This window comes from Sphingomonas sp. So64.6b (assembly GCF_014171475.1).
Taxonomy (GTDB): domain Bacteria; phylum Pseudomonadota; class Alphaproteobacteria; order Sphingomonadales; family Sphingomonadaceae; genus Sphingomonas; species Sphingomonas alpina_A.
Genome location: NZ_CP048817.1, coordinates 415,652 through 429,893, shown reverse-complemented (window position 1 = coordinate 429,893; position 14,242 = coordinate 415,652). Strand labels below are relative to the sequence as shown.

12 protein-coding genes and 2 pseudogenes are annotated in these 14,242 nt (G+C 58.5%); 11 read left to right on the top strand and 3 right to left on the bottom strand.

What is annotated here, in order from left to right; all coding sequences use genetic code 11:
- Position 1: 1 nt before the first annotated feature.
- A complete protein-coding gene (locus G4G27_RS02005) occupies positions 2-406 on the top strand; it encodes an SMI1/KNR4 family protein (protein ID WP_183111644.1) in 405 nt (134 codons plus the stop codon).
- A 295-nt stretch (positions 407-701) separates the two neighbouring features.
- Here G4G27_RS02005 and G4G27_RS24090 read toward each other — a convergent pair.
- Positions 702-956 (bottom strand): annotated as a pseudogene (locus tag G4G27_RS24090) (IS110 family transposase); the annotation flags it as partial.
- 70 nt (positions 957-1,026) lie between these two features.
- Here G4G27_RS24090 and G4G27_RS02000 point away from each other — a divergent pair.
- Positions 1,027-1,692 (top strand): transposase, encoded by a 666-nt coding sequence (locus G4G27_RS02000; RefSeq protein ID WP_183111642.1) that lies wholly within the window; start codon positions 1,027-1,029, stop codon positions 1,690-1,692.
- Between the two features lie 63 nt (positions 1,693-1,755).
- Here the strand turns inward: G4G27_RS02000 and G4G27_RS24085 are convergent.
- Together G4G27_RS24085 and G4G27_RS01995 are read right to left on the bottom strand one after the other, a co-directional pair.
- Positions 1,756-1,949 (bottom strand): annotated as a pseudogene (locus tag G4G27_RS24085) (IS630 family transposase); the annotation flags it as partial.
- 115 nt (positions 1,950-2,064) lie between these two features.
- The gene (locus G4G27_RS01995) at positions 2,065-3,600 is read right to left on the bottom strand and encodes a NosD domain-containing protein (RefSeq protein WP_183111640.1); all 1,536 of its coding nucleotides are present in this window, start codon (positions 3,598-3,600) and stop codon (positions 2,065-2,067) included.
- 127 nt (positions 3,601-3,727) lie between these two features.
- Here G4G27_RS01995 and G4G27_RS01990 point away from each other — a divergent pair, with 127 nt between their 5' ends.
- The 9 genes from G4G27_RS01990 to G4G27_RS01950 all read left to right on the top strand — a co-directional run bounded on the left by G4G27_RS01990 (position 3,728) and on the right by G4G27_RS01950 (position 14,239).
- Positions 3,728-4,000: a hypothetical protein gene (locus G4G27_RS01990; RefSeq protein ID WP_183111638.1), complete on the top strand. Its 273-nt coding sequence runs from the start codon at positions 3,728-3,730 to the stop codon at positions 3,998-4,000.
- A gap of 624 nt (positions 4,001-4,624) precedes the next feature.
- Positions 4,625-5,896 carry a glycosyltransferase family 1 protein gene (locus tag G4G27_RS01985; protein ID WP_183111636.1) on the top strand — a complete coding sequence of 424 codons (1,272 nt, stop codon included), beginning with the start codon at positions 4,625-4,627 and terminating at the stop codon, positions 5,894-5,896.
- A 103-nt stretch (positions 5,897-5,999) separates the two neighbouring features.
- Positions 6,000-7,721 (top strand): glycosyltransferase family 9 protein, encoded by a 1,722-nt coding sequence (locus G4G27_RS01980; protein WP_183111635.1) that lies wholly within the window; start codon positions 6,000-6,002, stop codon positions 7,719-7,721.
- Positions 7,722-7,813: 92 nt separating this feature from the next.
- A complete protein-coding gene (locus G4G27_RS01975) occupies positions 7,814-8,359 on the top strand; it encodes an HAD-IIIA family hydrolase (RefSeq protein ID WP_183111633.1) in 546 nt (181 codons plus the stop codon).
- A 120-nt stretch (positions 8,360-8,479) separates the two neighbouring features.
- The gene (locus tag G4G27_RS01970) at positions 8,480-9,697 is read left to right on the top strand and encodes an AGE family epimerase/isomerase (RefSeq protein WP_183111631.1); all 1,218 of its coding nucleotides are present in this window, start codon (positions 8,480-8,482) and stop codon (positions 9,695-9,697) included.
- 69 nt (positions 9,698-9,766) lie between these two features.
- Complete coding sequence (rfaE2, locus tag G4G27_RS01965) at positions 9,767-11,233, top strand: D-glycero-beta-D-manno-heptose 1-phosphate adenylyltransferase (RefSeq protein WP_202049653.1); 1,467 nt, start codon at positions 9,767-9,769, stop codon at positions 11,231-11,233.
- 60 nt (positions 11,234-11,293) lie between these two features.
- On the top strand, positions 11,294-12,265 hold the full coding sequence (gene rfaD / locus G4G27_RS01960) for an ADP-glyceromanno-heptose 6-epimerase (RefSeq protein ID WP_183111629.1): 972 nt from the start codon (positions 11,294-11,296) through the stop codon (positions 12,263-12,265).
- Positions 12,262-13,446, top strand: a complete 1,185-nt coding sequence (locus G4G27_RS01955; RefSeq protein WP_183111627.1) for a hypothetical protein — start codon at positions 12,262-12,264, stop codon at positions 13,444-13,446. The genes rfaD and G4G27_RS01955 overlap by 4 nt, the downstream gene beginning before the upstream one ends.
- 10 nt (positions 13,447-13,456) lie before the next feature.
- Positions 13,457-14,239 (top strand): ABC transporter permease, encoded by a 783-nt coding sequence (locus G4G27_RS01950; RefSeq protein ID WP_183111625.1) that lies wholly within the window; start codon positions 13,457-13,459, stop codon positions 14,237-14,239.
- The last annotated feature ends 3 nt before the right edge of the window (positions 14,240-14,242 follow it).

Below are 14,242 nucleotides of genomic sequence, written 5' to 3'. Positions count from 1 at the left end.
AATGCCTGATCCCAGATTCGAGTCGGGTTCGCAGTTTTCTGAATCAGAGATCAGCGAGATTGAAAGGGTTTTGGGCCGAAATTTGCCCAACGACTATTGCGAGTTCGTAAAAGAGTACGGCGGAGCTTTCGTTGGTGGACTGGTTGACGGATCTCAAGATTTGCCGATTTTAAAATTCTTTTCTGCGGGCCATGATGGAGGCATCCTCGACGAATTAGATAAATACAACGACCTAAAAAAAGAAAACATTCTCCCATTCGCTCGTGATGAATTAGGAAATATCTACGTTCTTAATGGTCAAAACTCAGTATACTATATTAACTATTACGGCGGAAAGACAACTTCTCAAAAGGTAGCAATTAACTTTAAGAATTTTGTCTCGCGCATCGTGGTAATTGAGGAATGAATCTATCGAATTAGCGACACGTGCAACAAGCCTTCTGTGGACGCCCCCACGGAAGCAAGCGGTAAAATCAAGTATTGACGCGTTGACGGATGCTGCCTTCTGTCCGGCCTGTTGATGGCTGCTGGCCCGTATGGGAGTGCGCGGACGGATCCAGATCTTAAACGCGTGCTCAAAGGCCCAGGGGGTTAGTTCCTGGTTTTCCGGACCCGTTTCACCGACTGTTGTGCCATACTCTCCTTCGATCGCTTGCCGTCCTCGACGGCCTCTGGCGGGTTGAACGGTCAGACCGCCCTGCCGCCGGAGCTCTGTAATCCTCCTCTTTGGTGAGCACCGCCCAGACGATGCGCGCCGTCTTGTTCGCCTGCGCCACCGTCACCAGCATGCGCGGCTTGCGCGCCAGCATACCAGCCAGCCACGCCCGTTCGGGTGCACCAGGCCGGCTGACATGTTGCACAACAGAGCTCCTACCGATGATCAGCAGACGCCTGATCGTGCCCTCTCCCATCTTCGATATCTTGCCCAACCGCTGCTTGCCGCCTGTCGACTTCTGCACAATTCGAATTACGGTGACACGTGCAATAACCCCTTTACTCGGTGTTGTGCGCCGCTAGCCTGACCCGATGGCCAGACTCGCGCGCATCGTCCTTCCGGGTATCCCGCATCACGTGACGCAGCGCGGTAACCGGCGCGAGCGGGTGTTCTTCGAGGATGGCGATTATGCGCTGTACCTGGATCTGCTCGCCGAGGCGGCGGAGCGGTCGCGGGTGTCGATCTGGGGTTATTGCCTGATGCCCAACCATGTCCACATCATCGCCGTGCCGAGTGACGAGGACGGGCTGCGGCGGACCTTCCGCTACGTCCATCGCCATTACACCGGCTATATCAACGCACGCCTGCGCGTGACCGGGCATTTGTGGCAGGGGCGCTTCAGTTCGGTCGCGATGGACGAAGCGCATCTGGTCAGCGCGCTGCGTTATGTGACGCTCAATCCGGTCAGGGCAAAGCTGACCGAGCGGGCGGAGGATTGGCGCTGGTCAAGCGCCGGGGCGCATATCGCGGGGGAAAGCGATCACTTCGTCGATGTCGCGCCTGCGCTCGATCGCGTTGGTGACTTTACGACGTTCCTGGGTGCGGCGTTCGACGATGCAATGGGCTATGCCGCGCTGCGCAAGGCCGAGAGTATCGGGCGTCCGGTCGGTTCGAAGGAATGGCTGGCGGATATGGAGGAGCGCAGCGGCCTCACCCTCGCGCCGCGCAAGCGCGGGCCGGTGCCGAAGGGGAATTAAGGGGTTATCGTATGCCACCGTAACGCGATCGCTGGATTGGGCCGCGCTCGACCGCTTCTAGAGTGCCTTGCCGATAAGCAGGCCAGCGGGGTCTCGCGCGTTAAACCAAACCCAGTCGCGCAAACCCTGTCCGCCGATTCGGGCCGCGGCGGTCCGGCTGCCGTTGTCGTGTATCTCGGCCAAGGCCAAAAGCCGACGGGCTTGATCACGTTCCTGGATCCGCGCGCCAACCGCCTCAACGGCGCTCCGTCAAAATCCTCCCACAAGCAGATCACTGATATCGTGGGCCAGCACTTTGGGTTTCCGGACCGGCGCGGAGGCGCCGATCCGAAGAGAACAAGCCAGTGGGTTCGTTGTTTTACTGGCAGCCGATCAGACCGGCCCTGAGAGATAATCGGTACGCCCCTGGATCGCGGGCGTGGGATGCATCCAGCTGAGCGTCGGCGAGGATCCGCCACCACCGACATTGGGGGCCTCCGCTGTCTCGACATAGATTTCACCAGTGGCACCAACAACGTACAAGCGCGTCTGCAGGTTGGACGTCGCAACATTGTGGGCGCCATGCCAGTAGAAGCTACTGCCAGATGCCGGGCGCATCGTGACCGGCAGAACACCAGCCAAAGTACCACCCAAATTGGTACCGTGGATCAGCGCGCCCGTCGTATGCAGTCGATCGTCCTCATCCTTCCAGATCGAGAAATCCGCCGTCGCATCCCAGCCATGTTGCAAGCCGAGAACCGTTTTTATCTTGCGCGCCGCATAACCATAGGTGCCCTTGCCTCCGTCCGACACCAACAGCAACTTCTTGGGATCGAGGGTATTGCTCTGCGTTCGCGACGACAGACCGGCGCGCGCCAGCCCGTACATCCTGTTGCGATTGCCAATCACGGTATATTGGCAGGTCGGGCTGAAGATACGGACGTCAAAGGATGTCGTGCCCAATGACGCGAAGACATTCTCGTCGATCAGAATGTCACGCGTGTAGCCAACCAGCGAGATCGCCGATTCCTGATTGGTCCCGGAACCGAAATTATTGCCCAGAATCCGAATATCACGGACCAGTTCGTCACCACCATAGGCAATGATGTGAGATCCAGCGGCATTCCCTGGCGAGATCAGAAAGCCGTTAATATTCGTGTCACGGACCTCGATCCCCTGTTCGAACTGGTTGTTCTCGATATCGACCTGCTGCGCGGCTTTGAGGTAGACCCCACCGTCGCGCGACGTGATGCCGTTCTTGCAGATCTGCGTCTTGTAAGCCCCGTTGACCAGCTCGACGATCACGCCACAGCGCTTGCCGAAAATCAGATTGCCTTCGATGATCGTGCCATCTGCGCCTTTCAGATGCACACCGCCTTCCGCGATCTGGTTGTTATAGATGCGGTTAAAATGGGTTCCCACATATTCCATCATGATCGCGCGCCCCGTCGCATTTGCGCCCGCCGCGATCGAGCAATCCCGGATCACCCATCCCAGCGCGCCATTGCCACTCGCATTGCCGATATAGATCGCATGCCGTCCGCCAGAATTGAAATTGAGCGTCAGTTGCTCGATAATGACGTTACGAATCTCGAGCGGCACAGAGAAACGAAGCAAATCGTCATTCACATGCACGCCGGCGAAAACGCCTACGATCCTCGACTGCTCGCCTCGCAGGGAGAGCTGGCGCGTGATGTTAAGCTGCTGGGTGACCCTGTATTGCGCGATTCCGGACGAGCCGGAAGCGTTCGCCGGAAAGCAAACCGTTGATCCCAGCGGCGCATTATCCAGGCAGGCCTGGATCGCCGCTGTATCATCGGTAGTATAATCGCCGACTGCTCCCCAATCCCGCACGCTGACTTCGCACTCCGACACCTTGACGTCCATATCGCGCACGATGCTTGTGCCTGGGCGCTGGTAGATGGTCATTCCAAAATTCCTCGACTCAGCTGGATTGCTGAGAACAAATACAGAACAATCCAAATCCTACATTGCAAGATTCGCGGCGCGGTATCGATTCAACGGATTCGCCGCGCCCCGGCTTGGGGCACAAACAATGCGACTTCGCTCAGAAGACGCGGTTGGCAATGTCCGGCGTGAGCGGGCCGATTTTGACTATCTCAACACGGGTGGCGATACGTCGATCTACCTCGCGGCACAGGAGAAATGGTTTGCTTATGACAGCATGAACCGGGTGGTGATCGCCAATGGTTACGCGTCGAGTGGCGGGATCGTTGGCGATACCCAGGTCCGCTATGACGCAGCGGGGCAGCGCAAGACTGCAACCGGGTCGTTTACGGGCACGACGACCATCGCCAATCCGAATTAACTCCGCTACTGTTTTGGTGCCGACAGGACGAAAGCGATTGAATACCCTGCGGAAACCTTGCTTCCCTGTTGCAGATATGCCGCGCTGGGGCACGGCCAGGTTACCCCTCTCTAACCTTACCGCGGCGCGTTGCAATCTGGGCATCGCCCAGACCTTATCAATGCGCTACGGCCCTGCGAGTGCACTCCGCCTCGACCGGCTGGGTTGCCGACCCGCTCTGCCAGTCGATCCAGGAGCCAAGGCTGCGAGGCCGCAAAAGCATCACAGCGGGCGGTCGATTTCATGTCGCGACGATCGCAGAAACCAATCTCGACTATCTTCCTAATGCTTATGCGACAAGCGCTCAGAATTTCGAGCCAAAACAGATATATTCGACCGCAAAGCGTTTGACGCGCTTGCTTCGGCGCGCATATGGACAATCGACTGCGGTGCATCGTGTTGCGTAGGATGAAACCAAAATGAATCTTTCCGCTGCCGTTTTGGACCGGCTGGTCGCATGTCGCATTTTAGAATCTGCTTGGGACGGAGAAGCCGTCGCTGCGACCTGCTGTTTTTGTGCTGTAATTTAACGCCAGCGTTCGCTCCCGTTGCCATATTAATTATTCGCTGGTCGAAAATAAGCCGATGCTGAAACGCGAATTTGCGCTTGATGTAAGCCGCTTGGTCTGGCGAAGCTGGTCGCACAGACTTGCGACCGGTATCGACCGAGTGTGTTATGCGTATCTCGAGAATTTTAGAGAACGATCTCAGGCGGTTGTCCAGTATCGCGGGATTCCCCGCGTCCTTTCGGTCAGGCATTCCGAGCAACTGTTCGACCTTCTCATCGAAAGCGACGAAGATTTCAGAGGCAGACTTATCCGCTTCGCGCCAATGGCGTTGGCTCGAGCCCAGAGCGTTATGGATTGCCGGGGAGCGTTTTACCTTAACGTTGGCCACACCGACATCGATCTTGGCCGGCTCGTCCGCTGGGTTGAAGCATGCGGGTTGCGTGCGATATATTTCGTCCACGACCTCATTCCGCTAACGCATTCGGAGTTTTGCAATCCGAATTCTGTCGTGCGACATCGCGGACGCGTCATGAATGCCCTTGGCCATGCCTCTGGCATTGTCACCAATTCTGAGGCATCAAGCCTGGAGCTCGAACAGTTCGCGACACGGGAAAGCGTGCGCATGCCACCGGTCATCGGCGCATGGCTTGCGGGTGCGCAATTCGAGAAGCCTTCCGCTATACCGTTAAAGGCTCACCCGCATTTTATCTGCGTCGGAACCATCGAGGCGCGCAAGAACCACTTCCTGCTGCTTCAAGTCTGGCGCAGGCTGGTCGAGCGCCTCGGCGCCGCAGCGCCCAAGCTCATCATCGTCGGCCAGAAAGGTGCCCAGGCAACTCATGTGGAGGGCATGCTTGAGCGGTGCGCGACCATACGGGATCATGTAACAACCTTGTCCCATTGCCCGGATGAGGAACTCGGTCACTGGATGGGGTCGGCGCGTGCGTTGCTTATGCCGTCCTTTGCGGAGGGGTTCGGGCTGCCGCTGGTTGAGGCCCTTCAGGTCGGCACACCGGTCATTGCAAGCGATTTGCCTTCTTTCCGCGAGATCGGAGAAGGCATTCCAAAACTACTCGATCCACTTGACGCGATCTCTTGGGAACAAGCCATCTTGTCATTTCTGGAGAACGGCCCGGATCGCGGCCGGCAACTTCGCCTGCTGCGCGATTATAAGGCGCCTAGCTGGAAGGATCATTTCGACCGAGTAGAGACTTGGCTCGAGGGATTAGCGCGTCAGGATAACCCGGATCATGGTGACGCGGTGGAAGCTGGTCTTTTTGCGGCCGACCGTGACGTCGCTGGGCCGCGAGGGGCCGACCCAATCGCGGTAGACGGGGCGAATCTCTAATGGCCCGGTCTTGGCCGATGTGCGAAAACGAACCGGGATCAAGCTGTCGCGCGCGGGTGCGGCCATGTTGTCACAATATCGTTCGTCCGATCAGAGATCGATAATGGACATAAGGATCGGCCAGCCCGGCTCCGGCACGGATGCCGATATGCTCTCGCGTTTCTTTGCCGAATTTCTGGACGAAAACGCGTTCTCGGAATTCCGTAGAATCGAGCGACTTTTCGAAAACCTGCGCCGTCAGGGATCAACGGTTTCAGGCTATCCGGTCATCCGGCCGAGCGATTGTGCCCGCATCACGACATCGCTCGACGGTTTTTTCACCCAATGCATGCCTCAATTCCGGACGCGCGACCCAAACGTCACGGAGCGTTTCGAGGAGCTGATCGGCGCGTTTCACGAGTTCTGCCGTGCCATTTTTCCGAGTGAAGCGACTGCCGTACTCGTGCTGCACGGCAAGGTCCTGCTGTTCATGGGCAGGACGCAGCAAGTAATTGATCTAGTGTCCCACCTTGTGATGCGGCCCTACGCTGTCGAGAACAGTATGGGGCATTGCACCGATCTGACCGACCTTTTTGCGCAAGCTCATTTACGCCAGGGCACGCTAAACACCGTCCCAGTTTCATTTATCGCTTTCGGCGCTTGGCTGCTGGCGCAGCCAAAGGCGCCATCGGCAATCTCGATCGCGCTTAGAATGGCGCCGTACGTCAACCACGAGCAGCACGGCAGGATCGTTATCTTGCGATCTGCGGTCATCCGCTGGGCGTCAAAGGCATATTTGCGCGCAACACGCGGACATATCGGCGTCGGCCGCAACATGACCGTGTTTGTCATGAAGTGGATTTATGCCGGGCTGATGGCAGCTACCTATTTTTCATTGCGACGATCGGCACGCCACAGCGCTCCATTTTCGCTTCGGATGAACCGGTCCGGAGATGCGCTCGTCACACGCGGCATGGGTGGAATTGGCGATCTTTTGATGATGGTGCCAGGGCTGGAGGCCCTTGCCCGAAAGCAAGGGAAATCAATCGACTTTGCGATTCCCCGGAAATTTTTCCCGGTTTTTGCCCATAATCCCCTCATTCGACTTATCGATATCGACGGCCCTGCCCTAGACATTTCGACCTATCGTCAGTTTGCAAATCTCAGCCTTTGCCCTGCCGGGCGCTATGAAAGCCGGACACGGCCATTCGTCAAGCGAGGCCGGGTGGAGATATTTGCAAGAGCCATGGGTGTGCGGCTTTCTGACTTGCAGACGCAGGGCTGGCATATCAACCAGTTCCTGAGCCCGGATGAGCAAGGCTTTTGCGATGCATTTCTCACCCGAGAGGGCCTTGGAGCGCGCCCGATCATAGGCGTGCAGCCCTTTTCGCGTGACAGTTATAAGGACCATCCGGGCATTGCCGCGATCATCGCTGCCCTGTCGGATCAATATGATATCGTGATTTTTCACCATGTGGCAAACGGGTTACCACAGGGGCCGGGCATCGCGACGACCGCCGGTGTTGCGCTGGCAAATTCGCTCGCATTGGTTTCGCGGGTCAAGGTGATGGTCTGCGTCGACAGCGCGTTCCTGCACGCCGCCGCAGCACACGACATTCCGACGATCGCCCTTTTCGGTCCGACCGATGCCCGGACCTTCACTCGACATCACCCCAAGGTGACAATCCTGTGGAAGCCCCAAAGCTTTGGATGCGTGCCGTGTTGGCGCAACGAAGACATGCCTTGCCAGGTTACAGGCCAGCGGTCCCTCAGCCCCTGCCTTGCCGCAATCACTACCGCCGAGGTCGTCGATGCGGTAAAAGCCGCGATCGGAACGAACCGGTGACTGTCCCCGAAGATCGATCGGCGCCTTGGACCAGGATCGCGACACGTCCCGCTCCAAACGCACGCGCGTTATTCCTCGATCGCGACGGAACTATGATCGAGAATATTCCCTATCTTTCCGATCCGGGCGCGGTCTCCCTTATCGATGGTGCCGTCGAGACAATACGCGCATTTCGCGCGGCCGGCTTCGCGATCGTCGTCGTAACCAATCAGTCCGGCGTGGCGCGCGGGCTGATCAGCGCTGAACAGTATCTAGCAGTCGAGGCTCGGATCATCGAGCAACTTGGCCCGGGGCTTGTCGACGCCAGCTATGCCTGTCCGTTTCATCCCGAGGGTCAAGGAGACTTTGGCGACTATTGCTCGTGGCGCAAACCAAAAGGCGGCATGCTCATGTCTGCGGCAAAGGAGTTGCAGCTCGACCTGCCAGGCTCGGTAATGGTCGGTGACAGCCTGAGTGATGTGATGGCCGGCGCAGAGGCTGGCGCTGGCTTCGCTGTCCATGTCTTGACCGGACACGGTGCTGGCGAACGCAATGCCGTCGAGGAATGGGCGACTTCTCGCAATCAGATTGAACCGTGGCCGCAGTTTCGTTTCGTCGGGAGCATTGCCGACATCGGCCCTGCTGAGTTTGCGCGATGACGCGACGCAAGTTTGCGCCGCGCCGCTCGATTATGAAGCGAGCACTGTCTCACGCACTATCGGGCGAACCGACAACGCTTTTCAGTGTCGCTCCGGTCCAAAATAGAAGTGAATGAGCAGATGTACGCTGATAACCTGCACCGCGTCGAATCCGACATGCGCTTTGAACCACGTACTTGGCTTGGCGTCCTAGACTATGACCGTTTGCTACACGCAGCCGCTCCCTCGACGCATGTCCCGGTCGTGGAGCGCTTCGACTGGAGCGGCCGCCCGATCGAGCCCGGCTTCAGACGCATCCGCGTTATGGCCCGGCAGACCTACGTGCTCAGTCACGCCGCGATCGGGGGCAATTCTGCCGCCGCCGCAGGTGCTCCGCGCGCCGCCCGCGCCCTCATCGAAAGGGGCGTGGACAACGGGCAGTTTCATTGCCTCATCGCTCCCGACGGGACTGTGCTTGATCCCACAGCGGATCTGTATGACATCGCCTTCGGGCTCTTTGCGATAGCATGGTGGTACCGGCTTTCGGGGGATGAGGACGCGCTGTTGCTGGCGGAGCACTCGGTCGCAAATGTCAGGAAAAAGCTGGCAAGCCCATCGGGGAGGGGTTTTGTCGCGCGCGCGCACGATACCGGGCCGCACCAGCAAAACCCGCATATGCACCTCTTCGAGGCGGCGATTTTCCTTGCCGCGTTTTCTGGGCGGCCGGTTTTTCAAGATCTGGCCGACGAGCTTTTTGAACTTGCCGAAAATGCCATGATCGACTCCGCGACCGGCACGCTAAGCGAGTTTTTTGATGACGACTGGCGACCGCTTGCGCGACGCGGCCTGATCCGGGTCGAGCCCGGACACCATTATGAGTGGGTATGGTTGTTGCACCGTTATGGCGCTCTTATGGATAAGCCGCGCGCCTTCGCCATCGCCGATCGCCTGTTTGATTTTGCCTTGCGCCACGGTCATGACCCGGTGACGGGACTAGTGCTGTCGGCCGTTTGTCCGAGAGGCAATTCCATTGCTTCAGATCTGCGCGTTTGGCCAAACACGGAGTTCCTCAAGGCGCAGATTGCAATGCGGGAGCTTCATGGCAGCGGCCAGGGCTTCAACGATGTCGCAGTCGAGGAAAATCTCGCGCGCATCTCGCGCTATTTCTTGGAAGCTCAGGCGAGCGGCCCCGCTGCCGAACTGGAGACTGGATTTTGGATCGATTCCGTAGAAAGCGGCAGTTACCAGCCAATGTCGGATCATGTACCGGCCTCGACACTCTATCACCTCTTCTTTGCTTTCACCGAGCTGCTGCGGCACCGCCAGGGCCACCCGCATTTCAGTGGGCTCCCATGGTGAGCAGGGATTCGATGTGGTGCGGCTTACAGGCCGGCTGCCGTTGCCCCGTCGAAATCGGCGAGGGCTAAGGTGTCAATCTATCTCCCGGAAAGACTGGCGTTTGCCGGAGCACGTGTGCTTGTCATCGGCGACATCATGCTCGACATGTTTCGATATGGCTCGGTAACCAGGATCTCGCCTGAGGCGCCAGTGCCAGTCATGCATGTGTCGAGCGAGCATGCGATGCTCGGCGGTGCTGGTAACGTACTCGCGAACCTTGCGGCTCTGGAATGCTTCTGTGGGCTTATCGCCGTCGTCGGCGACGATAAATCGGGCCTCCAGTGCCAGCGGATGCTGTCGTCGATCGGCGTGGACCCGACACTGCTCATCGTCGCACCAAGCCGCGTGACAACGCTCAAGACACGCCTTGTCAGCGGCAGCCAGCAGTTGCTGCGCTGCGACGAAGAGGATGCGTCCCCGCTCGGTACTGAGATCGAGACGCAGATCATTGCCCGGTTTGACGCTGCAATAGCGAAGTACAACGCCGTCGCGATTTCGGATTACGCGAAAGGAATGCTCAGCGACCGAGTTCTCCGACATGTAATCGAACACTGCCGCCGGTTGGACATTCCGGTCGTCGTCGATCCCAAGCGACGAGATTTGACGGCCTATGCTGGCGCGACCGCAATCAAGCCGAACCGAAGTGAACTCGCTGCCTTTATCGGGACGCCCTGTTCGAATCTTTCCATCAGCCGCGTCGCTGCGGAGCATGCAATGGCGACGACGGGATCTTCGATCTTGCTGACCCTGTCCGAGGACGGAATGGCCCTGTTTCGACCAGGCATGGAGATGCAGCATTTTCACGCCACAGCGACCGAAGTGTACGATGTGTCAGGTGCTGGCGATACCGCGCTGGCGATATTCTCCGCCGGGATCGCCGCTCGTCTCGCCATGGACGAGGCCGCGATGCTGGCCAACGCGGGCGCTGGCGCGGTCGTGCGCAAGTTGGGCACCGCCACGCTTAGTCGCGCCGAGCTTTCCCGGGCGGTTGCTGCGGTCGACGAACCCAGGATAGGCGCCGTTTGCGGTATTGATGACGCTGCACGGCTGGTCGCACACTGGAAGGACGAGGGCTTGCGGGTCGGTTTCACGAATGGCTGTTTTGATATCGTCCATGCTGGTCACATTGAAATCCTACGCCAAGCGCGGGCCCGGTGTGATCATCTCGTGGTTGGTCTCAACAGCGACAAGTCGGTGGCCCGGCTCAAAGGCCCGAACCGCCCCATCCAGCCCGAGACCTCGCGTGCCCAAGTGCTGGCCGCGATAGATGCCGTCGATCTTGTTGTGATTTTCGACGACGATACTCCCCTTGAACTGATCAAGGCGCTGATGCCGACAGAGTTGATCAAGGGTGCCGATTATACCGAGGACGCGGTAGTGGGCGCGCGCGAGGTCAAGGCGGATGGTGGTCGGGTCCATTTGATCGAACTGGTCCCGGGTCTTTCCACGACGCGAGCAGTTGAGCGCATTCAGCAGGGGTTGGAAATTGCGCGGTAACGCAAACCGTCACGTCTGCCGACTTCGCGCATACAGAATGCATATGGGTAACGATCGATCATGATTCTCATTACAGGTGGCGCAGGCTTTATCGGCGCAAATGTCGTTGCAGCCCTGCAGGGGCGCCGACCGATCGCTGTGGCCGACAGGTTCGGGACGGATGACAAATGGAAAAACCTACGTCACGCGGGCTTGGATATGTTGATCTTTCCCGAGGAGATCGAGAGTTTTCTCGCCGAGAACGGCAATTCTGTGTCAAGCGTGATCCATATGGGCGCGATCAGCGCGACGACTGAGCGCGATGTCGACCTGATCGTTCGCAGCAATATTCGGTTGAGCCGGATGCTCTGGGATTTCTGTGCTCGGCGCGGCGTTCCCTTCATCTATGCCTCCTCGGCCGCAACCTATGGCGACGGCAATCTAGGCTTCGAGGATCGTTCGGACGATGCTTATCTAAGCACATTGCGGCCGCTGAATGCATATGGCTGGAGCAAACTTGCGTTCGATCACATGGTGTCTGATATCGTGCACCGAGGCGAGCCCGCTCCTCCGCGCTGGGCCGGCCTGAAATTCTTCAACGTCTACGGTCCGCGCGAACAGCATAAGGGGCCGATGCGTTCGGTGATGACCGCCAATTTCGAACAACTGCGCGACGGCGCAAGCCTTAAGCTGTTTCGATCTGATCGCCCCGACTATGCCGATGGCGGGCAAATGCGCGATTTCATCTATGTAGAGGATTGCGTGGCGGTCATCGCATGGATGCTCGATCACGATTTCCCCTCAGACCTCTATAATGTCGGCACCGGGCACGGCGGGACATGGGTTGAGGCCGGAGAAGCGATGTTCGCGGCAGTGGGCCGCCAATCAGCGATCGAATTTATCGACATGCCGCCCAGCCTAGTCGGTCGGTACCAGTATTTCACACAGGCGCGGATGGAGAAACTCGCCGCAATTGGTGCGCCGGTCCCGGCGACCAGCCTGCATGACGGCGTGGCGGCTACCTATGCATATCTGGCGGCCGAGAGCGAATGAGGGAAACCCAGGCCAGGCTCGAATTGCTCGATCCCATAAACGACGGTCAACGCCGTTCGCTGATTGACGTGGCGCGTGTTTATCTGACGGCTCATTATGGCCGCGCACTGTTTATCGCCATTTTTGTCGTGCCGACACTGCTTGCCGTGATCTATTATGGGCTGCTCGCGTCGGACCGATACATATCCGAAGCACGCTTCATCGTACGCTCGGCCGACAAGCCCGCAGCCCTAGGGGCTGCCGCCTATCTGCAGGACTTCGGCATCCTGCGCGCCAACGACGATGCTTACGCGATTGCAGACTATATCCATTCTCGGGATGTAATGCGGACGATCGAACGCCAGATCAACCTCAAGACGGTCTATACCGCGTCCAACGCCGACATGTTCAGCCGTTTTGGCGGCCTCTCACGTACCGGGACGCAGGAAGCGTTGTTCCGGTATTTCATTCGTCAGGTCGCCGTCGAAAAGGACTTGGAAAGCGGGATCACGGCAGTGAAGGTCAGCGCCTATCGCCCGGAGGACGCCAAGGCGGTCCTCGACCGAATCGTCGCGCTGAGCGAGGAACGGGTAAATGAGCTCAACAAGCGTGCGCGGCGGGACAGTCTCGCCGACTCCGAGCGCGCTCTGAACGACGCTGCTCAACGGATGGCCACGGCCACTGGCGAGCTCACCCGGTATCGTGACAGAACAGCGACGATTGATCCTCAGGAGACCGCTGGCGCGACGGTCGATCGAAGTTCCACGCTTCAGCAGGAACTCGCGCAACTTCAGGTTACCCTTCAGGCGATGCTTTCGCGCGCCCCGAACAATCCGGCCATTCCCGCGTTGCGCCAGCGCATCGCCGGCATTTCAACCCAGGTAGCGGCTCAGCAGAACCAGTTGACAGGGGATCGGAATTCGCTGTCCGGGAAAGTCGGCGGCTATGAGCAGCTGCTGGTCGAGCGCGAACTGGCCGAAAAGGCCTATGAAGCAGCGCAGAAACAATTCGATGCGGCGCGTTCCGAAGCCGATCGCCAGCAGGTCTTTATCGAGCTTATCGCCCGTCCCAGCCTGTCCGACGAGGCCCAGGAACCGCGCAGGCTGCGTTACATCGCGACGGCAGCCCTGCTGTCGTTTTGGGCCTTCCTCATCTTCTACCTGTTGGTGTCCGGCAGCCGCGAACATCTGAACATGAGTTAGCGCGATGGTGATGACCTCGACCCTCCCACGCCTGCGAAAAAAGACACGGACGATCAACGCTCTGTTGATTCGTGAGCTGATGGCCCGCTTTGGGCATCATAATATCGGGTTTCTCTGGCAGGTCATCGAACCGCTGATGCTTACGCTCGGCGTGATGATTTCCTGGTCTTTCATCTATGGGGAACGCAATCACGGCGTGCGCGTCATTCCGCTCGTTCTGACCGGCTACACGCTCCTGACGGTGTGGCGCCACATGGTCGCCCGCCTCACGCACACCTTCCGCCATGGTTCAGGATTGCTATTCCATCGGCATGTGAGGCCCGCTGACATCCTTGTCGCTCGAGGTTTGTTGGAAAGCATCGGCACCCTGATCTCATTCTTCGTCGCGTATATTCCACTTCAGCTGCTCGATGTGATCAAGCCTGTCGACGATTATCTCTTGCTACTCGGCGCTTGGACGCTGATGTGCTTCTTTTGCTTCGGGGTCGCACTGATTATTACTGCTCTGGCCCATTTTTCTGATGCGTTCGATCGCGTGATTCAGCCGATCATGTATCTTATCCTGCCGCTCACCGGCGTGTTCTACATGGTCTATTGGCTCCCGGCAGCACTTCGGCCGATCGTTCTCTGGTCACCGCTCGTGCACCTGAGCGAGATGTTCAGGGCGGGCTATTTCGGCACTGATGTGCCCACGACCTGGAACGTGGACTATATCTTGATCTGGGTGATCGCGGTCAACGCGATAGGCTGGGTGCTGGTCCTGAAGGCCCAGCGCCATATCGAGTTAGAGTGATGC

Excerpts from the sequence above, each read along its gene's own strand:
- G4G27_RS01950 (WP_183111625.1), top strand. The coding sequence starts at position 13,457 with ATGACCTCGACCCTCCCACGCCTGCGAAAAAAGACACGGACGATCAAC.
- G4G27_RS01990 (WP_183111638.1), top strand. The coding sequence starts at position 3,728 with ATGCGACTTCGCTCAGAAGACGCGGTTGGCAATGTCCGGCGTGAGCGG.
- G4G27_RS01970 (WP_183111631.1), top strand. The coding sequence starts at position 8,480 with ATGTACGCTGATAACCTGCACCGCGTCGAATCCGACATGCGCTTTGAA.
- rfaD (WP_183111629.1), top strand. The coding sequence starts at position 11,294 with ATGATTCTCATTACAGGTGGCGCAGGCTTTATCGGCGCAAATGTCGTT.
- G4G27_RS01955 (WP_183111627.1), top strand. The coding sequence starts at position 12,262 with ATGAGGGAAACCCAGGCCAGGCTCGAATTGCTCGATCCCATAAACGAC.
- G4G27_RS01985 (WP_183111636.1), top strand. The coding sequence starts at position 4,625 with ATGCTGAAACGCGAATTTGCGCTTGATGTAAGCCGCTTGGTCTGGCGA.
- G4G27_RS01995 (WP_183111640.1), bottom strand. The coding sequence starts at position 3,600 with ATGACCATCTACCAGCGCCCAGGCACAAGCATCGTGCGCGATATGGAC.
- G4G27_RS01975 (WP_183111633.1), top strand. The coding sequence starts at position 7,814 with ATGATCGAGAATATTCCCTATCTTTCCGATCCGGGCGCGGTCTCCCTT.
- G4G27_RS02005 (WP_183111644.1), top strand. The coding sequence starts at position 2 with ATGCCTGATCCCAGATTCGAGTCGGGTTCGCAGTTTTCTGAATCAGAG.
- G4G27_RS01980 (WP_183111635.1), top strand. The coding sequence starts at position 6,000 with ATGGACATAAGGATCGGCCAGCCCGGCTCCGGCACGGATGCCGATATG.
- G4G27_RS02000 (WP_183111642.1), top strand. The coding sequence starts at position 1,027 with ATGGCCAGACTCGCGCGCATCGTCCTTCCGGGTATCCCGCATCACGTG.